Genomic DNA, 22,933 nt, shown 5'->3' with positions numbered 1-22,933 from the left:
TTTCTCTTTCAGCTATGTACCTGTCGTGGATATGCAAAGCATATAAGATTGACCCCTTAATCCTATCTGTGCTCATATCTTTACATTATACTTTCCTATAAGAGCTTTCGCAATAACTTACAAATGTTCTCTATTCCATGATACTCACTCTTTTACTTCTTAATTCTTTTTACTATTTTGATTTCCCTTTACAATTATGTAAATTTCTCCACTTATTCCTTACAAAAATATGGATATTCTATTTTCAGTATACTCTTTTCTCCATATATACTCTAGGTTTTATTGTAAAGAAAGCAAAAAGCCTAACCCAACATTTGGATTAGACTGCTTGTAAAATATGTCTTGCTTCTTCTACATTTTTTTCAGTAGGCGGTTCTACATTTGCGAGTGGATACTTATGCCCAAGTGCCTCCCATTTATATACACCAAGCTTATGGTATGGTAGCACTTCAACTTTCTGAACATTAGACAGACTTTGAATAAAACTAGATAGTTTTTGTAGATCCTCCTCATTATCAGTAATGCCAGGAACTAATACGTGTCGTACCCAAATCGGTTTATTCTTATCCGATAAATAACGAGCAAATTGTAAAATATGTTCATTTGGTTTTCCTGTTAATTTACGATGTTTCTTTGAATCAATATGTTTCAAATCCAATAAAACTAAATCTGTGTACTCCATTAAAATATCTAGCTTATTTTGGAATTCTGGTTCTTCAGAATAACAACCACCCGAAGAGTCAATTGTTGTATGAATTCCAATTTCCTTACACTTCTTAAATAATTCAATTAAGAAATCTAGTTGTAATAATGGTTCCCCACCACTAACTGTTATACCGCCTCCGGAAGCTTCAATAAAAGGAAGGTAACATGTCACATCCTGCATTACTTCTTCGACTGTTATTTCTTTTCCTTTACCGATCTCCCACGTATCAGCATTATGACAATATTGACAACGTAATAAACACCCTTGTGTAAATATGACATAACGAATTCCTGGGCCATCAACAGTACCACAAGACTCTACAGAATGAATTCTTCCTTTTACCATGTTACTTCCTCCTTTATTGAAACAGCCTCCCTCTGCTATTTATAAAATGCAGAGGGACACTTTTTTCATTTACATGCTTTCATGCATTGTACGGTTAATTACATCGATTTGTTGTTCACGAGTTAATTTAATAAAGTTTACAGCGTAACCAGATACGCGAATTGTTAATTGTGGATATTTCTCAGGATGTTCCATTGCATCCATTAATGTTTCACGGTTAAATACGTTAATATTTAAGTGATGTCCTTCTTTTACTGCATAACCATCAAGCATTGATACTAAGTTACGTACTTGTACTTCATCCTCTTTACCAAGTGCTTTTGGAATAATAGAGAATGTATTAGAAATGCCATCTTGTGCATCTTCATATGGTAATTTAGCTACAGATAATAATGAAGCTAACGCACCTTTTGTATCACGTCCATGCATCGGGTTCGCACCTGGTGCAAATGGTTCTCCAGTACGGCGACCATCTGGAGTGTTACCAGTTTTCTTACCGTATACAACGTTAGATGTGATTGTTAAGATTGACATTGTATGAACAGAATTTCTATATGTTTTATGTTTACGAAGTTTATTCATAAATGTTTTCACAAGATTTACAGCAATTTCATCTACACGGTCATCATTGTTACCGTATTTAGGGAAATCTCCTTCAATTTCAAAGTCAACTGCAATTCCGTTTTCATCGCGAATTGGTTTTACTTTTGCGTATTTAATTGCACTTAAAGAGTCTGCTACTACAGATAGACCCGCGATACCTGTTGCCATTGTACGAAGAACATTTGTATCGTGAAGTGCCATTTCAATACGTTCATAGCTATATTTATCGTGCATGTAGTGAATAACATTTAATGTGTTTAAATATAGACCCGCTAACCATTCCATTGTCATATCAAACTTATGCATAACTTCTTCATAATCTAATACTTCAGAAGTAATCGGTGCGTACTCAGGACCAACTTGTGCTTTAGATTTTTCATCTTTACCACCGTTAATCGCATATAGCAATGCTTTTGCTAAGTTTGCACGTGCACCGAAGAATTGCATTTGTTTACCGATTCTCATTGCAGATACACAACAAGCAATCCCGTAGTCATCGCCGTAGTCAGCACGCATAATGTCATCATTTTCATATTGAATTGCTGATGTTTTAATAGACATTTTCGCACAGTAGTTTTTAAAGTTCTGTGGTAATTGTTTAGACCAAAGAACTGTTAAGTTTGGTTCTGGAGCTGGTCCTAAATTATCTAGTGTATGCAAGAAACGGAATGAGTTCTTTGTTACTAATGGACGGCCATCTAATGCCATACCGCCGATAGACTCAGTTACCCAAGTTGGGTCACCAGAGAATAATTCATTATAATCAGGTGTTCTTGCAAATTTCACAAGACGTAATTTCATAATGAAGTGATCCACAATTTCTTGTACGTCTTCTTCTGTTAAAGTACCATTTGCTAAATCTCTTTCAATATAAATATCTAAGAATGTAGAAGTACGTCCAAGACTCATTGCAGCTCCGTTTTGCTCTTTAATTGCTGCAAGATATGCGAAGTATAACCATTGGAATGCTTCTTGAGCAGTTGTTGCTGGCTTAGAAATATCAAAGCCATGAGAAGCAGCCATTTGTTTTAACTCTTGAAGTGCACGTATTTGTTCAGATAACTCTTCGCGTAAACGCATTGTATCTTCACTCATTACACCGCCAGTTAAATTTAAATCTGCTTTCTTCGCTTCAATTAAATGATCTACTCCATATAATGCTACGCGGCGGTAGTCACCGATAATACGTCCACGTCCGTATGCATCCGGAAGACCCGTAATAACACCTGATTTACGAGCAGCTCTCATTTCTGGTGTATAAGCATCAAATACACCTTGGTTATGAGTTTTTCTCCAATCTCTAAAAATACGACTAAGCTCTTTATCCATTTCGTATCCATAAGATTCACAAGCTTGTTCCGCCATACGAATACCACCATACGGTTGTAAAGAACGTTTAAATGGTTTATCAGTTTGGAAACCGACTACTTTTTCAGTCTCTTTATTTAAATATCCTGGTTCATGTGATGTAATAGAAGAAACAATTTTTGTATCCATATCAAGAACGCCACCGTTTTCACGTTCTTTCGTTGTTAAATCCATTACTTGATCCCAAAGTTGTTTCGTTGCTTCAGTTGCTCCCGCTAAGAAAGATTCATCTCCCTCGTAAACGTTTACATTATTTAAAATGAAATCGCGAACATCAATCTCTGCTTTCCATTTTTCACCTTTAAAGTTTTCCCATGCATTTTTAACATTTTCTAATACTTGAGTCATCCTAATCTCCTCCATTTTTGATTAGTACAGGACTAAGATTTTTTATATAACAGCTTACACACTTAGAATACTACTTTTTTACGAAAGTGAACGAAATAGTTGTGACATGTTTGTGAAATGTTGAGCAAACTACTATATACATAGTGTTAACTTCATTTTAAAGTCTTTAAAATTAACCCTTTCCTTAATTGTATTTTTTTGGTATTCTTATATACGAGTCCTATTTTGTAATATAAAAACAATACCCATTGTAGAGCTGTAATACTCTTATCTCCTAATCTGTTATAGTTTTTATAACAGAACAAAAAAGTGTACATATGTTGTACACTTTTTTGTTACCTATAAAATATCTCTTTTTCTATTTCCATCATGGAATCCACCACGACTGCCTGTTAATGCAATTAATTGCTCTAACCCTTCTATATGATCACCAATAATTCGAAGTACAGCTGGTGGATGACCTATTTTAGCAAAATGTTCACTGGGTCGAATACGGTTCATCTTATCGACTTCAACACGACTTACACATGCAACTTCAAATCCTGAAAGAATAGCTTTCACTTGAGCTACACACGGTGCCAGTAAAGATCTATATCCAATTTCTTTCAAACACTTACGACTAAATGCATTCGGTACAGCAATAAGAGAGCCTACGCCTAGATCTTTTCTATCACAAGCTAAATTTAATGCATATTTAAATGCAGTTACAAGATGAAGCGGTACTCTTAAATCTAAATAATGATTTAGATCATTTAATGCAACATCTGTTCCATCTGCAATAGCTTTTGCAAAAGGATATAACTCACTCGCTGGAATAACAAAATCGCCGTCTATAAATAATACAATTTCTCCTTTTGCGAAATACGTTCCAAGTGAGCGCCCCACATCATTTCCGAGTGCTTCTTTATATACGATTGTCGTTGCTCCCTTTTCTTTTGCAATCGTTGCTGTTTGATCAGACGAACCATTTACAACAACGATAATTTCAAAAGGTTCAATTTTGCGAAGTTCTTCTATAACGTTTCCAATTGTTTTCTCTTCATCTTGTACAGGAATAATGACCGATAATTGCTTTCCCTTATACAAATTCGATGTAACGCCCCATCCTTGATAAAAATCTTCAAAATCTAAAGTATGATAGACACTATCTCTTTTCCTATTTCCATCATAATACCCTCCGCGCTCATCGCTACCTACTATTCGCTCCGCTACAGCTTCTATATGGTCACCTATCATCCGTTTTTCAGAATGAGAAAGACCCGTGCCATACGCAGCATGCTCGATCGGCCGAAATTTATTTGGTGTAATAACGTCAATTGCACAATGTCGACTAATTCTCCATTTGCTTTGAACAAGACGTAAATGAGCGACAATAGGATTAACAAAACATTCATACCCAATGCTTTGAACAACTTCTTTCGTCAACGCATGAGGTACAGATAATAAAGAGTCAATTTTTAACTCCTCACTCTCTAACATTGCATTTAATATTTGGCGCCACACTGTCACTGAGTGCGGTTTTTGTTTCTTTAAAAATAACGCATCCAAATTATTTAAAACGATGTCGGCCTGATCATGTAAAATTGGATTTAGGAATAATTGTAACTTTGAAGTTTGAATAACAAAATCTCCATCTATGAATAGTAATACATCACCTATCGCGTGTTTTGCGCCAACTGCACGGCCCACATCATTCCCCAGTAGCTCTGTATACTTGATTACTTTACACCCTAAATGATCAGCAACCTCTTCTGTACCATCGTTACAACCGTTTGCTACTACAATAATCTCTACTGGATTTAATCCTTTTGCCGATTGAATAACGTCTGAAATCGTATCCACTTCATTACATACAGGTATAATAATCGATAGTGACTTAGCCATTGTTTTCTTCACGAAACCATTTAATAGTTTCTTTCAACCCTTGTTCCCACGTTACTTTCGCTTGAAATTGAACAAGTTCTCTTAATTTCGTTACATCTGGTCTTCTATTTGGAATTTCTTCAAAGCCATGTGGATATACCTCTTCGAAAGGAACTTGAACAATTTTTGAAGAAGAATTCGTTAATTTTTTTATTACTGCTGCTACTTCTTTTATACTCTTTTCATTCTCAGAACCTATATTAATAATCTCACCATTTACCTTCTCATCCATTGCTCGAATCGTTGCCTCTACCGCATCACTTACATACGTAAAACAACGTGTCTGCTTTCCATCTCCATATACGAGAATGTCTTCTCCTCGCAGTGCTGCGCGGATAAATCGTGGGATTACCCCTGCATACGGACCATCTTTCGCTCTTGGACCATAAATATTAAAATAACGAACAATCGTTACAGGTAAACCTTCTAAAGCGTATCCTAAACATAATGTTTCTTCTAACGTTTTACAAATTGCATAACTCCAACGTATTTTAGAGGTTGCACCGTATAATCGATCTCCTTCTTCAGAAAAGGGCGGCTTTGCCTTACCATATACTTCTGAAGTAGACGCAAAAACTACTTTCTTCTTTCCTTTTAGCGCTGCTTGTAAAATGTTTCTCGTTCCATCAAAATTCGTTTCAATAAGCTCTATGCTCTTTTCCATTGTCGTTTTCACACCTAAAATTGCTGCTAAATGAAACACTACATCATGTTGATTTACTAATTCATAAATAGAATTTTTATCTAAAACACTTATTGGAATAACCCGAATTTCTTTCATTAACTCATCATGATATTTATTTTTCCCTTTATAGAAGTTATCAACGATAGTGACATCATAACCTCTTTTCACCAGCTCTTCAGCTAAATGCGATCCAATAAATCCTGCTCCACCTGTAATTAAACATTTCTTACTCATACACTCACCTTCTCGTATATTAATATTTAAGCCCTATTACAGGCTTAGATTTTCTTCTTAATAAGAGCCCTATAAATAAAAATACTTGGACGTCCCAAGATATTTCTAGATAATGATTTTAGGATCATTTGGGACAATTCTTTCACCTCCTGTGGATTTACCACATTTGAAGAGTGTTTCTCAGTGAACGTGCGGGACTCCCTACTCGCAGGCTGAGCAGCCTGACCCTCGAACCTAGATGATAGTAGCTCTAGGGCGGCTTTCGATTCAGGACTAGCTCTCATACACGAGGTTGTTGGTCGGCGTACACACTAGAGATATCTCGAGACGTCCAAGAAATGATTCTAATATAGAAGGGAGGTCTCTTACATGAGATTATTTGTTGGTTTAGATGTAAGTTCGTTTGATATGAAAGTTTGCTTTTTAAATGGTGATGGAGAAAAACTGGATTCTTTTTCGGTCAGTAATGACCTACCGGGAGCTACTACACTCAAAGAAAAATTATTACAGTGTGTTGCAGGTAAAGAGGTCGACATCCTTAAGATTGGTCTAGAATCCACCTCTGTTTACAGCTTTCATCCTTCTATGTTTCTTCACCATGATATAGATTTACAGCGTTTTGGAGCAAAAGTATTTCTCCTAAACCCAAAGCAAGTCGCAAATTTTAAGAAAAGTTATTCTGACATGAATAAAACCGATGAGATTGATGCCTTTGTCATTGCTGATTACTTACGATTTGGCCGTAATCAAATGTCTATCGTAAAAGAAAGCCAGTACGTGGCACTGCAGCAATTAACTCGATCACGATACCAACTTGTCAAAATGTTAACGAAAGAAAAACAACACTTTCTTCAACACCTAAGTTTTAAATGTAATACATTTTCACAAGAGGTGGATACTTCCGTATTCGGTAGCGCCATGACAGAACTATTTCTTGAAAAATTCAGCTTAGAGGAACTCGCTAATATGCCTTTAGAAGAACTCGCTGAGTTCCTACAGAAAAAAAGTCGAAACCGTTTTGGTGATCCAAAATGCGTAGCAGCATCCATTCACAAAGCTGTGAAAGTTTCTTATCGCTTGGATAAGGTTGTAGAAGATTCAATAGATGTCATCTTAGGTACATCCATCGCAGTCATTCGTACGTTTCAACAGCAAATCAAGGAATTAGAAAAGTCTATTAAAAAAATCATGGCTGGTTTGACCCAAACACTTGAATCTATTCCTGGAGTAGGCCCTGTTTTCGCTGCCGGTATCATTGCTGAAATTGGCCAAATCGAAAGATTTGACGATGAAACAAAAATAGCCAAATACGCTGGATTATACTGGCGAAAGCACCAATCCGGTCGTTTTACAGCCGAAGATACTTCATTATCCCGTACAGGTAATCATTACTTGCGTTATTACTTAGTTGAAGCCGCCAATTCAGTAAGAAAGCATGTATCAGATTATCAAGAGTATTACGTGAAAAAATATAATGAAGTACCAAAACATCAACACAAACGTGCACTCGTTCTAACCGCAAGAAAATTTGTGCGATTGGTGGATGCGCTACTACGTAGCCACCAACTTTTTACGCCTGGAAGGTGTGTGAAAGAATGACATAAAATTTTGTCATCGCTACCTTTCATTATTTTCCAGTAAATTACATTCGTTACTGGTTTAGTTTTGTGATGCCTTTTTTAAACAAATTGACCTTTGACAACTTTAAACTTTGTTATTTCTAAGTTGACATACTACCGCAGGTCTTTATAATTCCACGTGTATCTACGACTTGCTTTATCCCTTTAAAAACCTTCCAATCGATATTAGAGTGGTCTGTTAAAATTAAAATACAATCCGCTTGTTTAACGACTTGTTCATCCAAAGAAACAGATTGATACACCTTATCTCCAAATTTTGCAGAAGAAATATATGGATCGTGATACGTTATCTCATATCCTGCTTTTATTAACAATTCAATAATTGGCAACGCTGGCGATTCTCTTAAGTCATTTACATCTTTTTTATATGCAATCCCTACAATTAAAACCGTTGCAGGTGATTGCACCACACCTTTTACTTTCCGGACCACTTTCTCTGGCATTTCCTCATTAATTACATGTGCCGCCTCAATTAATTGACTAATTGCTCCATTCTTTTTTATTCTCCACTGGAAATATAAAGGATCTACCGGAATACAGTGTCCCCCTATCCCTGGTCCTGGCCAATACGGCGTAAATCCAAACGGTTTTGTAGATGCCGCTTCAAGTGCCTCATAAAAATCAATTCCTAAACTTTCACATAGTGTATTTAACTCATTTACTAATGAAATATTGACTAAGCGCTGAATATTTTCAAATAGCTTACACATTTCTGCTACTTTTGGGGAGCTAACTGGAACAACTACATCAAATATAGTGCTATACAAAGCCTGTACTTTTTGTTTACACATTTCTGTTTGTCCACTAATGACTTTTGGAATCGTTTGAACTGAATATTGACTATTAGCTGGGTCAATTCTCTCAGGAGAATACCCAATATAGAAATCTTCTCCTACCTTTTTTCCTGTTTGAGAAATAATCGGAATAATAACTTCCTCGAGCGTACCTGGATATGTGGAACTTTCGAAAATGAAGGTTTGTCCTTTTTGAAGGTTTTGTTGTATATAATGCGAAGCTGAAATAAGGGCACTTAAGTCCGGTTCTCTTTGTTCATTAATTGGAGTTGGGACAGTGACAATAACATAATCACTATTTTGAAAATCAGCAATACCTTGATCCGGTGTATTGACTATTAATTTTTTTCTAGTCAATAAACTCTGTAACAATTTAGTAGAAACATCTGGAATATAACTTTCTCCCTGTATAATTGATTCTATTTTTCTAGTATCTTTATCTAATCCAAGCACTGTATGTCCTCTCTCTGCAAAATGAACTGCCAAAGGAAGACCAACATATCCTAATCCGATAATGGCAACTGTACTACTAACATTCATCTGTATTCTCTTCTTCCTTTCTCAATTGTTGAATGATATTTCTATTCCGCTCTCCATCTGTAAAACCCCCGCGCTCGTCTGTGGATTGCAATAAATATGCAATCGCCTCAAGTTGATCACCGAAAATACGATCAAATGCTGGAATACGCCCATTTACAAATCCATGTTGCTCTGGGCGTACTCGATTTGTTTTTATGACATCTACAAAGTCTACCGCTGTAATAGAAAATCCCTCCAAAATAGCTTTCATTTGAGCGAGTGGTGGAATGATAAGAGAATCATATCCGATTTTCTCTATTACCTTTTTATGCATAGCATGTGGTACTGCCGTTAATGAGTTATTCCATAAATCTGGTCGTTTCGCTACCAAATTCACAAAATATTTTCCCATGCTAATTGGGTCTGCCGGATGAAACATATCTAATAAACACTGTAAATCATTCAATGCCACATCATTTCCATCTTCGATAGCATGTAAAAATGGAATTAGTTTTTCCCCTGGAATAACAAAATCACCATCGACAAATAAACAAATATCGGCCGTAGCATGCATAGCTCCTATCGCTCGGGCTACATTATGTCCAAGCGCTTCCTCAAATTCAATAACAATGACATTCTCTAGCTTTGCTTGTTTAACTGTCTCAACGTCCGCTCCATTCGCAACAACTATAATTTCATCTATACCTGCTTTTTTCACTTCTTGTATAACAGATCTTATAGTCGTCTTTTCTTCTGATACTGGGATAATCGCACTATATTTTGCTTTTTCTCTTTGTAATAAAATTGGTTTATACTTTCCTATAAATTCTCTATCCCTCTTTCCTTCCGAAAAGCCGCCACGCTTACCATATATTTCGATTACGTATTGCAAAGCACGTAAATGATCCCCCATAATACGGCTAGTCGCTTTCGGATAAGGAGAACCGGGTGATGTACCAGTATGAACAGGACGCACTTTATTTGTATGAATGACATCGACTGAAGCCATATCGACAATATCTACTCCTCTAGACATCGCCATCGCTTGAAATAGTGCTGGATCCGCTAAATTCCACCAACCAAACTTCTGAATAACTTCCCTACTCATTGCATGCGGAATTGCGATTAAAGATCCAACAACAAGCTCTTTTTTATTCAAATAACGATTCAACATAAATTTTCCAACTGTCGTATAATGCGGTCTCATCTTTAAATAAACGGACCATGTTAAATTATTCACAACAATTTGGTGGCCTTGCTGAATGCCTTTTATAAAACGTTGCAGCTCTCTATGATCAATGACGATATCACCATCTAAAAACAAAACAATGTCGCCTTTCGCTTCTCTTGCACCAATTGCCCGTCCAACATCATTACCAAGAGAATATTTATAATAAATGACATGGCAATGATGTTGTAAGGCTATTTCTTTTGTTCCATCTGTCGACCCATTATCTACTACGATAATTTCATATGGTTTCAATTTCTCCACTTCTACTAAGACTTGTGATAAAGTACTCGCTTCATTATGCGCCGGAATAATAACTGATACCCTCATACTTGTACCACGCTTACCCTTCCAAGCGAACATAAGAAATGATAGGAATACGTACAACTACATCTTCCGGTGGTCCATAAGAAGGAGAAGTACGAACACTTACTGCCCCGTCTGTCACAGATAACAAAATACCCGCAACAATTTCGACCGCTGTCACAACTTGCACTAGCTCACCAACATGGTTACGTAATTCTTCAGTAAATAACATATATAAGTCTCCTTTCTTACGCTTCTTTAATTGATATAATACTTGTAAATGGTAATAAAACTTCTGTTCCTATTCCTTCTTGCAGTGTTAAGAAATCATCACCAACTGCTACAATTACACCTGTTAACTGTCCAACTGTCACCGTAATTTCTACATTTTTACCTAAATACTGCTCTGCAATTTCTTTAAAAGGTGATGTATTACATTCTTTTAAAATGTTACAAATAATAGATTGAAATCTACTTGATTCAATAAATTCTTCCGTAGCTTGCTTGGAGTTTCTTTGAATAAACCTCGCGAAGTTTTGCGAAAACAAAAGTCGTTCCACAGCAGGCAATAACTTATTATCTAAAAAATAATCTAATTGTCTATTAAACAATCTCGATAACTTTTTCCAATACTTACCGAATAAACACATACACTTCTCCTCCTATTATTTTTAAATTATAAAAATATATCCATACATCTTAATGTATACAAAGCAGACTCTTTTTGTGATAGGTAAGACATACATTTTTCAACGAAACAATATGTTCTAATCACATAAAAAAAAGACTACCTAAAAAGATAGTCTCTTACACTTCAATATTTCGTAACATCGTATAAATGTCATTATTCACTTTACCAAAAGATTTAATGTTGTTTTGAATGTTAGATAATAAAACAACATACACACTACCATTTTTACTAAATCCATTTAAACAGTTCCAGCCTGGCATTACACCGTGATTCGAATAACTTCCCGGGTCTACGTACCATCCAAACCCGTAATCTTTTTTTCCACCTGTAAACATTTGATCGTAGCTTTCTTTTGAAATCAACTTTCCAGAGAAGAGCGCTTCATTAAATAAATATAAATCATGGGCACTTGTATATATATCACCACAACCATAAAGTTGTGACATACTTGGAATATTAGGTGTTGTCATATTGTTATTTACTATTTTATAACCTGTCGATGGAAATCTCGTTTGTTCTAGCTCTCTACCAAAACCAGAATGTTTCATACCAGCAGTAGCAAAAATATGTTGTTTAATATACTCTTCTAACGGTTGTCCGCTTACCTTCTCAGCAATATAGGCAAGTATCGAGTAGTTAGAATCGGAATACTTCCATTTCTCTCCTGGACTTCCAATACGCTTTTGCTTTCCTATTCGTTTTATCAATTCTTCATGAGAGATATCCTCTGTTCCCTGCTCGTACTCTGGAATTCCTGATGTATGTGTTAGTAAATGTTTTAACTGAATGCCATTACCTTGAGGGAAATCTGGAATATACTTCGCAATCGTATCCTCTACATTTAACTTATTTTGATCTTTTAATTGCATAATAGCAGTCGCTACAAAAGCCTTTGAAATAGAACCAATATAAAAAGTTGTCTCTGAATTATTCGGTACTTGTTTCTCTTTATTCGCCATACCGTATCCTTTATTCAAAAGAACCTTTCCGTTCTTCACAATAACCGCTGTCCCGCTAAATCCTGTTTTTTGCAAATATTGATCTAATTGAGCGTTTTCATTAATTTCTTGAGGTGGTCCCTCAGCAGGCTGTTCTGCAGCTTGTGCTTGCTTCACTTGTTCTTCCTGCTCTATTTGTTTTTTTGCTTCTTGCTTCTTTTTTTCTTCTTTCTTTTTTAGCTCTTCTTGTTTCTTCATTTCTGCTGCTACTTTTAAAGTTTCTTCTTTCTTATTATGCGCAACAATTTTTGTATACATGAAATATACAAGTGAAAATAGTAAGACGAGAATGATTGTTCTTTTTATGTATACAATCGGCCGACGTGATTTCCCATTCGCATTATTTTTTTCGTGATCCATGATTACTTTTTTCCCCTTATTCACCAATAATTTAATCTCTCTACTAAAGATTTATTTTAGTAGATTATGGATAATCCATTCTATGTCATCCCTACTTTATCACGCACTGCACATATTACCAACCTATATGTATAAAAAAGAAAAAGAAAATTTACAAAAGTAAGATTCCCGTTAAATTTTTAACATAAAAAAAGAGGATATCCTCTAAAAACTGATGTTATCAATCTTTTTGGATATCCTCTTATCTAATTATTTATACGTGTTTTTTCATATCATCGGCAACAGATTCAACATTTGTACCTACGATAACTTGGACACTCGTGTTACTTAATTTCATAACACCTTTTGCACCAGCACGTTTTAATGCTGCTTCGTTTACTTGACCAGCATCTTTCACTTGTAAGCGTAGACGTGTTGCACAGTTATCAATAACTGTTAAGTTTTCTTTTCCACCTAAAGCTGCTACGTAAGTTTCACCAATTGAACCTGCAACTGGAGCTTCTTCGCCTTCAGCCATTTCCTCTTCATCTTCACGACCAGGAGTTTTTAAGTCGAACTTCTTAATTAAGAAGTAGAATACTACAAAGTAAATTGCTGCGTAAATTAAACCGATTCCTGCTAGTAACAATGGTTTTGTTGCAATACCGAAGTTTAAGACGTAATCGATTGCCCCGGCACTAAATGAGAAACCATCATGAATGCCAAGTGTTGTTGTAATGAATAGAGACAGACCTGTTAATACAGCATGAATTCCATATAGTACTGGTGATAAGAACATGAATGAGAATTCAATTGGCTCTGTAATACCAGTTAAGAATGAAGTTAATGCTAGACCACCTAACATACCTGTAACCATTTTACGTTTTTCTGGTTTAGCAGCTGCAATCATTGCGAAACATGCTGCTGGTAAACCGAACATCATAACTGGGAAGAAACCAGTCATAAACATACCTGCTGATGGATCTTTTGCAAAGAAACGTGCAATATCACCATGAACGATATCGCCTGCTGCATTTGTAAAGTCACCAAGTACGAACCAGAAGTATGTGTTCATTACGTGGTGTAAACCAATTGGAATTAATAAACGGTTTAATAATCCAAATAAACCAGCACCAATTGAACCTAAGTTCACGATACCATGTGCCACTGCATCAATACCACTTTGAATTGTTGGCCAAATTTGACCGAATACCAATCCTAAAAGTAACATTACGATTGAAGTAATGATTGGTACGAAGCGTTTTCCTGCAAAGAATCCTAACCATTCTGGTAGTTTAATCTTATGGAATTTGTTGTATAATAATCCCGCAACAACCCCTGCAATAATACCACCGAGTATGGCCATGTTTATTTTTGGCGTTAACGCCGCTGCTTTTGAAACCTTTGTCATTGTATCTGCTAATTTAGTTGGATCTACTGAACCGACTAAATCTTGAACACTTTTTAATTTATCATTTAACTCTGCTGCTGAATACGTCTTACTTAGAGCATTCGTTGTATTTTGTAAAACAAGATATCCGATTGCTCCGGCAAGTCCAGCTGCTCCACTACCGTCAACAGACAAACCGATTGCAACACCAATTGCAAAAATAAGTGCTAAATTATCAAAAATTGCTGCACCGGCCTGTGCCATAACAGGAATGTTAAATACGTCTTCTTGTCCTAAACGAAGCAATAATCCTGCTGCTGGTAGTACGGCAATTGGAAGCATTAACGCTTTACCAATACGTTGTAGAAACTGCAACATTTTAATTCCCCCTATCAAATTCATGAAATCGTTATCATTATAAGTACGCCTTAGAAAACGCTTTCTATTTACATAACCATAATAACATATAGTTGTATAGATGTGTAGTTTTTATTTTTGAATTTTTTATGGATAAATCTCCTATTTCCAAACTGTTATATAAAAGGAAATTTCTCCTTTTTCACTACAGAATATTCAAAACGAAAGACCCTCTATAGAACATGCAACTTTCGTTTTATCATTCCACTTTTTCATGTTATTATTTATTTCCGAGCATATCGGGAAAAGTAAACTTAGTTAATTCGAAATAGGAGCGTTGGTACTATGCAGTGCATTGAAACAAACAACTTACAACAGTTGTTAGAACAAGTAAAACCATATACGAAAAAAGGAAAGCTTGCTACTTATATCCCCGAACTAGGAAATGCCAATCCAGATGATTTAGGGATTGCCATTTTTCATAAAGAAACAGAATACATCCATGCTGGCAACTCACAAACACTATTCACTCTTCAAAGTATTTCAAAAGTAATTACACTTGCACTTGCCCTTTTAGATCGTGGTGAAGAATATGTATTTTCTAAAGTTGGAATGGAACCAACCGGTGATCCATTTAATTCTATTATTAAATTAGAAACGACAAGTCCTTCTAAACCACTTAATCCAATGATTAATGCAGGGGCACTAGCCATTACAAGCATGTTAGCAGGAAAAGATAATGAAGAAAAAATGGATCGCATTCTTCATTTCGTACGTGAAATAACAGATAATCCTACTATTAATTATTCTTCTAAAGTTGCCAATTCAGAATTAGAGACAGCTTACTTAAATCGTTCACTTTGTTACTATATGAAACAAAACGGAATTATTGATTGTGATATCGAAGAACTGATGGATTTATACACTCGTCAATGTGCAGTTGAGGTAAACTGTATCGATTTAGCGCGTATCGGTTTAATTTTTGCGATGGATGGATATGATCCATATAAGGAAAAACAAATTATCCCTAAGCATATTACAAAGATTTGTAAAACATTTATGGTTACATGCGGTATGTATAACGAGTCTGGTGAATTTGCGATTCGTGTTGGTATTCCCGCAAAAAGTGGTGTAGCTGGTGGCATTTTCGGCTGTGTAAAAGGAGAAATGGGCATTGGTATTTTCGGACCAGCTTTAGATGCAAACGGAAATAGTATCGCTGGCTTTAAAATTCTTGAACTTCTTTCTGCCCAAGAAGGTTGGAGCATTTTTTAATTGAGAGCTATCCTGCTATACTAGCAGGATTTTTTCATTTCATAAAAACCTTAACTGTATCAACTATCCACGCCCGTACAAAAACCGTGCTGAAAGTTTCTCTATATCATGCATATTTGCTCCCCCCTCCTGAATAATATAGTACAACCTAGCGCTATATGTGGAGGTGTGAAAGATGAAACTAATATTTCAAATGGGAAAACAACCTGTTCTTGAAAAAACAATTCTTCTTTTTATATTGAGTATTGTAGAAAGCTTGAAGTTAAAAGTCGTTTCACTCGATGAAGCTCACCGATACATATTCAATTTAGAAGTACTTGAACTATTAATGGATCGGAACATCGATGATCAAGTACTGGAACTTATTCATTTCGGAATGGGACTTGAAGACATTCATCATGTGCTTCCTGAAGAACTTGAACATACAATTGAAGAATTAAAGTGGCTTTGTATCCAAGTATTAAGTGAGTACAGTATGCATGAAGAATCGGAACAATTAATTGAAGATATACGTTAAAAAAAGCACCTATGTAGGTGCTTTTAATGTTTTTTCAAACTATTTTTATACGCTTCAATATTTACTGGTAGCTCTTCCTCTTCCAAAGTATGTTCATTTACATCTTTATGAATGAACGCACCTTTAGGTGGTTGGTGATCATGCCCTTTTTTCTTATGATCAAATGCTTTCCCGCGTCCCATACAAATCCCCCTTTCTTAAAAGAAATCCGTATTAGTATGGAGAAAAGTACGTCGATATATGCAATCCCTTGCTGTATTTCCAAGGAAATACTCGAACCTTGTTTTCTACTCTCCTTACAACAACTGATCTATCCCGATAAGAATTAATAACACGCCCGCAATAACCGTAGCCCATTTCCCTAAGTATTCTGCTAAATATCGTTTTCCTACATACGCAAAACCACTTATGCAAATAAAACTAAACACCCCAGAAATAGTTGCTGTAAGCCAAAGGTTCAAGTTTGTTACTCCAGCATCAAATCCACCTGCAATATTATTAATAGACAACGCAATCCCTAAAACAATTGCTTCTGAAAAACTAATCGTTTTAGAACCATCAAAATCTGCTTTTTCTGGATCACGTAAAATTCCCATAAGTACATTACCATCTTTAGAGCCTACGGTATTTCTTTGCCCCAAGAAAGGCTGGCACAAAATAAACACACCGATTATCCCTAAAACGATTGCTCCAATCAAGTTTGCTGTAAACTCTGAAATAAATAACGCAATCCAGTTCCCAAAAAATCCAGCTAATAAAGTAAATAAAAAACCAAAAAATGCGATGATAAAATTGTTGAACCACGAAATTCTAATTTTACGAATGCCATATGCAATCCCAACACCTGCATTATCTAAATTAGAAGCAATCCCAATTAAAAAAATTGAAAATAGACCTGCCGTACTCATAAATAGCCACCCCTTTTTCTCACTTTTCAATGCATCTTATGAAAATGTTGAGCAACTGTGCCTGTCTGTTTCATATACATGTAATAAATGCTCAACATTTTTTCAACAATAAAAGGAGTGCCTTCGCTATGCCTAAAGAAAATCCAAATGAGCGGCTTAGTAGATTAATAAAAAAACTTTTAAAAGAACGTGCCTTATCTATGCGCCAACTCGGAATGCTTACAAATATTGATCCCGCAACAATCTCAAGAATTATGAATGGTAAACAACCGCCAAAACAAAAACACCTACAAAAATTCGCAGAATGTCTGCAAGTTCCACCCCAATTGTTATTTGATGAAATGTATCCGGATTCTCCTCACATTAATAAAGAAAAGACGGATATGTACACATCTCTTGATACAATTCAGCAAACGCTGCAATCCTCTAACTTATTCGATTTCGACTACACAACAACCCGCGTAAAACAAGAACTTGAAAACTATGAACGATATGCGCAAACAACAGAAGGTGAAAAACGTATTCATGAAAGTTTTGCAAGCAAGTTAGAACAAATTGATAGTGCTGGTCCTTTCATTGAACAATTAACGGATATGTATCAACAATTTTGCAATGAAACGATTCCAAAAGAAGAGCGTGCAGTCCTTGGCGGCGCATTACTGTATTTCATTTTATCGACAGATATTATTCCCGACTATCTCTTTCCAATTGGTTATTTAGATGATGCAATTGCTGTTGAATTAGCGAAAGAGAAATTAATTGAGCTAAAACGAAAGACATAGAAAAATAAAGAACTATTTCAGTTGTTTCTATCCAACTCTGAAATAGTTCACTAAAAAATCGTACAAGTATACATACCTGTACGATTTCAACATACTAATCTATTTTTTTCGTATGACACCATTCGTATATAAATGCTGTTATTACTTTTGTAAATTCAATTAACTGTTCTATTTCTACTTTCTCATTTATTGAATGAGCTTCCTCTAATGTACCTGGTCCGTAAATAACGGCCGGAATATGAAATTCACTAAACCAACCACCATCCGTTACCGTTGCAGACATATCTAAAATTGCATTTTTAGAAAGAATTGATTCGTGTACTAAGCTAAGCGTTTTTACAGCTGCATGTTCACTATCTATTTCTAAAGAAGGGAAAATTTCGCCACGATCCACAATCATTGATTCTCCGCCCCACTTAAAATGTGGTGGATTTTCAGTTAGCCATGGATCGGCAGCTGCCACTTTCCCAATATACTCTTCAATTTCTTTTATTATTTGTTCATGTGTTTCATTCGGATAAAAGTGTACTGTTATCCATAACCGGCACTCATCCGCAATAAATGCTGCATGTCTTCCGCCTTCAATAACAGCTGGATTAATTGTTGTTGTTCCAAATGGATAGCCTTCATATGTTTTCATAACTGCCCAGTGACGCTCTAATTCTTGTAAACTTTGCACAATTTTCATCATTTTTTCAATCGCGCTCGCTCCGAATAAACGACCCCCTGCATGGATCATTTGCCTACGTGTTGCATCATGAAACGTTTGCGGGCTTTTCACAGTAATCCACCCAGTAATTACGCCGCCCTGTCCTTGCATATGTAAATCACTCGTATCTACTACGACTGCAAAATCAGCATCATACCCTCTTTTGCAGCATTGAAGTGTACCCGCTTCTCCCACTTCTTCCCCAATTACGGATTGAAAGATTAGATCTCCAGGTAATTCAATACCAGCTTCTTGTAATAGCTGAATAGCAAATAGTGCCCCAGCCAGTCCCCCTTTCATATCTGCTGCACCACGTCCAACTAACCAACCATCTTTTATAAATGGCTCAAACGGATTCGTTTCCCACGCCTCACCTGCTGATATTTCCGCTACATCCATATGCCCATTAATAATAAGACTTTTATATGTGTCACTTTCTATCCCTTTTTTCACCCCAACAACGTTCGGATCATTCGGATATACATCCCATTTATCAACACTAAAATTTCGTTTTCTTAAAAACTGTGCAACAAATTCTTGCGCCTCATTTGTGTTTCTCGCCGGCGGTGCTGGTGTTTCAAAACGAATTAAGGTTTTTGTAAGCTCTAGTAACTCATCTTTTCGTAAATCAATCTGTTCTAATAGCTGTGAAACTTCTTCATTCATCGCTAATCCCCCTTTGCATACATAGTATGTTTCCAGCTTTATTTTCACAAAAAAAGAGACTGTTTACAATTTTACAGTCTCCAAATTACTCAATATTATAAACTTTCTACTTCTGTTGTATCTGTCTTTTCAATATGTTCTACTTTATGTGCCTTATTTCTTGTCGCACGGTAAAACAGTAAGCAAACAATCATAAATGGAATTCCACAATACAATGCCATTCTTTGTTCTGGAATAAAGGCCATACCTACAATTACCGTTATATTTAATACTAACGCAAGCAGTGGAACGAATGGATACAGCGGTGTTTTAAATTTCAAGTCTTTCACATCTCCGCCCTGCTTTATATATGACCTTCTAGCTAATAAGTTAGATAGAGCAATAGATGCCCAAACTAATATCGCTCCGAACCCAGCAATAGAAAGTAGCCATAAATAAACTGTATCTTCCGCATAAATACCTGATAGTAATGAAAGGCAACCTACAATTGTACTTACAATCAATGCATAAATAGGAACACCATTTTTAGATAACTTACCAAAAATCGGACTAATCATTCCTTGATTAGACATAGACCATAGCATACGAGAAGTTGCATATAATCCTGAATTCGCAACGGATAGAACCGCTGTAATAATAACGAAATTGATAATATCGGCTGCATAAGGAATACCAATTTTATCAAATACAACTACAAATGGACTTTCTATTACTCCCGCCTGTTGCCAAGGGAATAATCCTGCAAGAATGAAAATAGATAATACAAAGAACACGAGTATACGCCAAACTGTATTATTAATTGCCTTCGGAATTGTTTTCTCTGGATTTTCACTCTCACCTGCTGCAATACCGACTAGTTCTGTTCCTTGGAAGGAAAAGTTAACAGCAATCATCGTAATTAAAATAGCGGATAATCCATTTGGAAACAATCCACCATAATCAGTAAAACTAGAGAACATTGGTGCTGGTTCATTTCCTTTCATATCTAGAAAACCAAACATCGCTGCCCCGCCCAAAATAATAAATGCAATGATTGTAATGACTTTAATACTTGCAAACCAAAATTCAACTTCTGCAAAACTTCTTGAAGATAACGCGTTAATAGCAAAAAGTAGTACCGCAAACACTACGCACCAAACCCAAGACGGTACATCAGGAAACCAGCGTTTCATTAAAATACTAACTGCAATTAGTTCAATACCTATTGTAGCCGACCAGTTTAGCCACGACATCCATCCGACTACATAACCCGCTGCAGGGGAAATATGCTTTGTCGCATACGTTTGATAAGATCCTGCGTCAGGCATCGCAACAGCTAATTCTCCGAGACAGAGCATCGTTAAATACATAACAAATCCTCCAACAAGATAAGCTACAATCGCTCCTCCAGGCCCAGCTTCATGAATTGTATACCCCGATCCTAAAAAAAGTCCGGTACCAATAACTCCTCCAAGTGCAATCATAAATATGTGTCTGCTTTTCAATTCCCTTTTTAATCCTTGGTTTTGATCCATCATACAAATCCCCCCTTTTCCCTTTGGAAACCCATTTCATGTAAGCGTTTTTATTTTTTTTATACGAAAAATAATTATTGAAAAGAGCAAAATACATAGTATTAATCACTACCTGTTATTAAAAGATCATCCCTCACTGTTATTAATAACTTTTTATCAGCGATAGCTTGTCCTTCTACTACTTCTAATGACTCGATATACCCACTGATTCCTACCTTAATTTCTACTTTCTGTTTATCTATTGTTTCAATTAACGCTAATTTCTCCCATTCGTATACGTAAGAACTTTCCGTAACAAATAACTTCTCAACTTTCCCGTAACAAGGACTATACACGCCTTCTATAACCGTCTTCACTTTATACACTCCTCCTTCTTATTAATTGGTACTGAAACGTTGCATATCCCTCCTTTAGAGATTTCAACTATTCTTTATGCAAAATGCGTACCAATCTTAAATTCCTATTTAAAATGAGGGTTCCTCACAAAAAAATCTTCATAACCGCAAATTTTTTCTACCGTGTAAAAAGTTTTAAAAGGAAAATCGCAAAAAAATTTTGCGGTTTTATAAGAATTTTAATAAAATTATAAAAAGTCAGTCTTCATAGGGTGAAATGAGGAGAAGATAATCTATGCGTACAGAAGAAATTAATTTGAAACAGATCATTGAAATGAATATGCTATATGAAACTTTGCTCAATGAACTCGATATCGGGATTCATATTATTAATGAGGAAGGTAAAACGATTATCTATAACCGTAAAATGATGGAAATTGAATCAATGGAGCGCTCAGATGTGCTATATAAAAGTCCTTTAGAAGTATTCGCATTTGAGGAAAATAAAAATAGTACTCTTATAGAAGCATTAAAATTAGGAAAAACAAACAAAAATATAAAACAAACTTATTTTAACAATAAAGGGCAAGAAATTACAACGATTAACAATACTTTCCCTATAATAGAAAATGGAAAAATTAAAGGCGCTATTGAAATTTCAAAAGAGATTAGCAATTCTAAACAAACAATGAAAACAAACCTTTCCCGAAAACAAAATAATAAGTTTACCTTTGATCACATAATTGGTGATTCTGAAGCCATTCAATCAATCATTGCGGAAGGAAAAAGGGTCATTCGTACATCCTCCTCTATACTTCTCGTAGGAGAGACAGGCACTGGGAAAGAACTATTTGCACAAAGTATCCATAATGAAAGCCAGCGTTCAGGCAAACCATTTATTTCACAAAACTGTGCCGCTATACCTGATACGTTAATGGAAAGTTTATTATTTGGTACGAACCGAGGTGCATTTACAGGAGCTATCGATAAAGCCGGTTTATTTGAAGAAGCGAACGGAGGAACTTTGTTATTAGATGAGATCAATTCGTTAAGTCCAGCACTTCAAGCGAAGTTACTGCGGGCTATACAAGAAAAAACAATACGAAGAGTCGGAGGCACACAAGAAAAAGAAATTGATGTTCGCATTATAGCAACTATTAGTGAAGACCCTCTTGAAGCTATTACAAACAATCGATTACGGGAAGACTTATATTACCGATTAAGCGTCGTTACTTTATGCCTCCCGCCGTTACGCGAACGAAAAGAAGATATTCCCGCTCTTGTTCAGCACTTTATCGAAAAGTACAACATTCAATTTGAACTTAGCGTAACAGATATAGATGTACATGTAAGAGAATTCTTGTATGCATATGATTGGCCCGGAAATGTACGAGAATTGGAACATATCATTGAAGGTTCAATGAACTTGGTTGAAGATGAAAATATTATTACAGCGTTTCATCTTCCCACTCGCTTTCGCGAACGAATAAAAAAAGAATTCAATACGCAACCTTTCCTAACTAATAACGATACTGATACACCTAAAACATTAAAACACACAATAGAAGCAATGGAAAAGAACTACATCAATCAAATTCTAAAAGAATATCACGGTAATATCTCACAAGCTGCAAAGTTTTTAGGATTAAGTAGACAAAACTTACAATATCGAATTAAAAAACTGCATTTACACATATAAAATAAGACTTTAATCAGTGGCGGTTTTGTCCATCTTCGACTGATGACTAGCCCT

The 22,933-nt window shown here is 35.8% G+C and carries 20 protein-coding genes; 5 read left to right on the top strand and 15 right to left on the bottom strand.

Going from position 1 to position 22,933, the window contains the following annotated elements; translation table 11 throughout:
- Window positions 1-319 precede the first annotated feature (319 nt).
- From pflA to PSR14_RS03205, 4 genes are all read right to left on the bottom strand, one after another.
- Entirely contained in the window at window positions 320-1,051 is a 732-nt protein-coding gene (pflA, locus tag PSR14_RS03220) for a pyruvate formate-lyase-activating protein (RefSeq protein WP_000238472.1), read from the bottom strand.
- Between the two features lie 69 nt (window positions 1,052-1,120).
- Window positions 1,121-3,370 (bottom strand): formate C-acetyltransferase, encoded by a 2,250-nt coding sequence (gene pflB, locus PSR14_RS03215; protein ID WP_000195487.1) that lies wholly within the window; start codon window positions 3,368-3,370, stop codon window positions 1,121-1,123.
- A 339-nt stretch (window positions 3,371-3,709) separates the two neighbouring features.
- Window positions 3,710-5,254 (bottom strand): glycosyltransferase, encoded by a 1,545-nt coding sequence (locus PSR14_RS03210; RefSeq protein WP_113732879.1) that lies wholly within the window; start codon window positions 5,252-5,254, stop codon window positions 3,710-3,712.
- Complete coding sequence (locus tag PSR14_RS03205; RefSeq protein WP_000037033.1) at window positions 5,247-6,212, bottom strand: NAD(P)-dependent oxidoreductase; 966 nt, start codon at window positions 6,210-6,212, stop codon at window positions 5,247-5,249. The genes PSR14_RS03210 and PSR14_RS03205 overlap by 8 nt, the downstream gene beginning before the upstream one ends.
- A 369-nt stretch (window positions 6,213-6,581) precedes the next feature.
- Between PSR14_RS03205 and PSR14_RS03200 the strand changes: the two genes are divergently transcribed.
- Complete coding sequence (locus tag PSR14_RS03200; protein ID WP_098487274.1) at window positions 6,582-7,811, top strand: IS110 family transposase; 1,230 nt, start codon at window positions 6,582-6,584, stop codon at window positions 7,809-7,811.
- Window positions 7,812-7,932: 121 nt separating this feature from the next.
- Here PSR14_RS03200 and PSR14_RS03195 read toward each other — a convergent pair whose 3' ends face one another.
- The 6 genes from PSR14_RS03195 to nagE all read right to left on the bottom strand — a co-directional run bounded on the left by PSR14_RS03195 (window position 7,933) and on the right by nagE (window position 14,495).
- Complete coding sequence (locus PSR14_RS03195) at window positions 7,933-9,186, bottom strand: nucleotide sugar dehydrogenase (protein WP_406644145.1); 1,254 nt, start codon at window positions 9,184-9,186, stop codon at window positions 7,933-7,935.
- A complete protein-coding gene (locus tag PSR14_RS03190; protein WP_113733009.1) occupies window positions 9,176-10,756 on the bottom strand; it encodes a glycosyltransferase in 1,581 nt (526 codons plus the stop codon). The genes PSR14_RS03195 and PSR14_RS03190 overlap by 11 nt, the downstream gene beginning before the upstream one ends.
- On the bottom strand, window positions 10,737-10,931 hold the full coding sequence (locus PSR14_RS03185) for a hypothetical protein (RefSeq protein WP_000899481.1): 195 nt from the start codon (window positions 10,929-10,931) through the stop codon (window positions 10,737-10,739). Before PSR14_RS03185 ends, PSR14_RS03190 begins: the two co-directional genes overlap by 20 nt.
- Before the next feature lie 16 nt (window positions 10,932-10,947).
- Window positions 10,948-11,349, bottom strand: a complete 402-nt coding sequence (locus tag PSR14_RS03180) for a hypothetical protein (RefSeq protein WP_000335520.1) — start codon at window positions 11,347-11,349, stop codon at window positions 10,948-10,950.
- A gap of 157 nt (window positions 11,350-11,506) precedes the next feature.
- The gene (locus PSR14_RS03175; protein WP_000349478.1) at window positions 11,507-12,748 is read right to left on the bottom strand and encodes a serine hydrolase; all 1,242 of its coding nucleotides are present in this window, start codon (window positions 12,746-12,748) and stop codon (window positions 11,507-11,509) included.
- A 253-nt stretch (window positions 12,749-13,001) separates the two neighbouring features.
- Window positions 13,002-14,495 (bottom strand): N-acetylglucosamine-specific PTS transporter subunit IIBC, encoded by a 1,494-nt coding sequence (nagE, locus tag PSR14_RS03170; protein ID WP_000938883.1) that lies wholly within the window; start codon window positions 14,493-14,495, stop codon window positions 13,002-13,004.
- Window positions 14,496-14,819: 324 nt separating this feature from the next.
- On the opposite strand from nagE, the gene glsA reads away from it, so the two are divergent.
- Window positions 14,820-15,749 (top strand): glutaminase A, encoded by a 930-nt coding sequence (glsA, locus tag PSR14_RS03165; RefSeq protein ID WP_001149849.1) that lies wholly within the window; start codon window positions 14,820-14,822, stop codon window positions 15,747-15,749.
- A 175-nt stretch (window positions 15,750-15,924) separates the two neighbouring features.
- Window positions 15,925-16,266, top strand: a complete 342-nt coding sequence (locus PSR14_RS03160) for a DUF3969 family protein (protein WP_000766603.1) — start codon at window positions 15,925-15,927, stop codon at window positions 16,264-16,266.
- Between the two features lie 23 nt (window positions 16,267-16,289).
- Here the strand turns inward: PSR14_RS03160 and PSR14_RS03155 are convergent, their stop codons facing one another.
- Together PSR14_RS03155 and PSR14_RS03150 are read right to left on the bottom strand one after the other, a co-directional pair.
- The gene (locus PSR14_RS03155; RefSeq protein WP_000532409.1) at window positions 16,290-16,448 is read right to left on the bottom strand and encodes a hypothetical protein; all 159 of its coding nucleotides are present in this window, start codon (window positions 16,446-16,448) and stop codon (window positions 16,290-16,292) included.
- Window positions 16,449-16,562: 114 nt separating this feature from the next.
- On the bottom strand, window positions 16,563-17,174 hold the full coding sequence (locus PSR14_RS03150) for a manganese efflux pump (protein ID WP_000100725.1): 612 nt from the start codon (window positions 17,172-17,174) through the stop codon (window positions 16,563-16,565).
- Between the two features lie 128 nt (window positions 17,175-17,302).
- Here PSR14_RS03150 and PSR14_RS03145 point away from each other — a divergent pair, with 128 nt between their 5' ends.
- Complete coding sequence (locus PSR14_RS03145; RefSeq protein ID WP_001123717.1) at window positions 17,303-17,956, top strand: helix-turn-helix domain-containing protein; 654 nt, start codon at window positions 17,303-17,305, stop codon at window positions 17,954-17,956.
- A gap of 94 nt (window positions 17,957-18,050) precedes the next feature.
- Here the strand turns inward: PSR14_RS03145 and PSR14_RS03140 are convergent, their stop codons facing one another.
- From PSR14_RS03140 to PSR14_RS03130, 3 genes are all read right to left on the bottom strand, one after another.
- The gene (locus tag PSR14_RS03140; RefSeq protein WP_001001582.1) at window positions 18,051-19,331 is read right to left on the bottom strand and encodes an acetylornithine deacetylase; all 1,281 of its coding nucleotides are present in this window, start codon (window positions 19,329-19,331) and stop codon (window positions 18,051-18,053) included.
- 95 nt (window positions 19,332-19,426) lie between these two features.
- A complete protein-coding gene (locus PSR14_RS03135) occupies window positions 19,427-20,848 on the bottom strand; it encodes an amino acid permease (RefSeq protein WP_000969259.1) in 1,422 nt (473 codons plus the stop codon).
- Between the two features lie 98 nt (window positions 20,849-20,946).
- Complete coding sequence (locus tag PSR14_RS03130; RefSeq protein WP_000859492.1) at window positions 20,947-21,201, bottom strand: biotin/lipoyl-containing protein; 255 nt, start codon at window positions 21,199-21,201, stop codon at window positions 20,947-20,949.
- Window positions 21,202-21,475: 274 nt separating this feature from the next.
- Here PSR14_RS03130 and PSR14_RS03125 point away from each other — a divergent pair, with 274 nt between their 5' ends.
- A complete protein-coding gene (locus tag PSR14_RS03125) occupies window positions 21,476-22,879 on the top strand; it encodes a sigma-54-dependent Fis family transcriptional regulator (RefSeq protein ID WP_098487670.1) in 1,404 nt (467 codons plus the stop codon).
- The last annotated feature ends 54 nt before the right edge of the window (window positions 22,880-22,933 follow it).

The organism is Bacillus sp. A01H, assembly GCF_045277205.1.
In the GTDB taxonomy this organism is placed as follows: Bacteria; Bacillota; Bacilli; order Bacillales; family Bacillaceae_G; genus Bacillus_A; species Bacillus_A paranthracis.
The sequence above is the reverse complement of the archived record's forward strand: the minus strand, read 5'-3'. Positions and strand labels throughout refer to the sequence as shown.

Coding starts and splice junctions, on each gene's coding strand:
- pflA (WP_000238472.1), bottom strand. CDS start 1,051: ATGGTAAAAGGAAGAATTCATTCTGTAGAGTCTTGTGGTACTGTTGAT.
- pflB (WP_000195487.1), bottom strand. CDS start 3,370: ATGACTCAAGTATTAGAAAATGTTAAAAATGCATGGGAAAACTTTAAA.
- PSR14_RS03210 (WP_113732879.1), bottom strand. CDS start 5,254: ATGGCTAAGTCACTATCGATTATTATACCTGTATGTAATGAAGTGGAT.
- PSR14_RS03205 (WP_000037033.1), bottom strand. CDS start 6,212: ATGAGTAAGAAATGTTTAATTACAGGTGGAGCAGGATTTATTGGATCG.
- PSR14_RS03200 (WP_098487274.1), top strand. CDS start 6,582: ATGAGATTATTTGTTGGTTTAGATGTAAGTTCGTTTGATATGAAAGTT.
- PSR14_RS03195 (WP_406644145.1), bottom strand. CDS start 9,186: ATGAATGTTAGTAGTACAGTTGCCATTATCGGATTAGGATATGTTGGT.
- PSR14_RS03190 (WP_113733009.1), bottom strand. CDS start 10,756: ATGTTCGCTTGGAAGGGTAAGCGTGGTACAAGTATGAGGGTATCAGTT.
- PSR14_RS03185 (WP_000899481.1), bottom strand. CDS start 10,931: ATGTTATTTACTGAAGAATTACGTAACCATGTTGGTGAGCTAGTGCAA.
- PSR14_RS03180 (WP_000335520.1), bottom strand. CDS start 11,349: ATGTGTTTATTCGGTAAGTATTGGAAAAAGTTATCGAGATTGTTTAAT.
- PSR14_RS03175 (WP_000349478.1), bottom strand. CDS start 12,748: ATGGATCACGAAAAAAATAATGCGAATGGGAAATCACGTCGGCCGATT.
- nagE (WP_000938883.1), bottom strand. CDS start 14,495: ATGTTGCAGTTTCTACAACGTATTGGTAAAGCGTTAATGCTTCCAATT.
- glsA (WP_001149849.1), top strand. CDS start 14,820: ATGCAGTGCATTGAAACAAACAACTTACAACAGTTGTTAGAACAAGTA.
- PSR14_RS03160 (WP_000766603.1), top strand. CDS start 15,925: ATGAAACTAATATTTCAAATGGGAAAACAACCTGTTCTTGAAAAAACA.
- PSR14_RS03155 (WP_000532409.1), bottom strand. CDS start 16,448: ATGGGACGCGGGAAAGCATTTGATCATAAGAAAAAAGGGCATGATCAC.
- PSR14_RS03150 (WP_000100725.1), bottom strand. CDS start 17,174: ATGAGTACGGCAGGTCTATTTTCAATTTTTTTAATTGGGATTGCTTCT.
- PSR14_RS03145 (WP_001123717.1), top strand. CDS start 17,303: ATGCCTAAAGAAAATCCAAATGAGCGGCTTAGTAGATTAATAAAAAAA.
- PSR14_RS03140 (WP_001001582.1), bottom strand. CDS start 19,331: ATGAATGAAGAAGTTTCACAGCTATTAGAACAGATTGATTTACGAAAA.
- PSR14_RS03135 (WP_000969259.1), bottom strand. CDS start 20,848: ATGATGGATCAAAACCAAGGATTAAAAAGGGAATTGAAAAGCAGACAC.
- PSR14_RS03125 (WP_098487670.1), top strand. CDS start 21,476: ATGCGTACAGAAGAAATTAATTTGAAACAGATCATTGAAATGAATATG.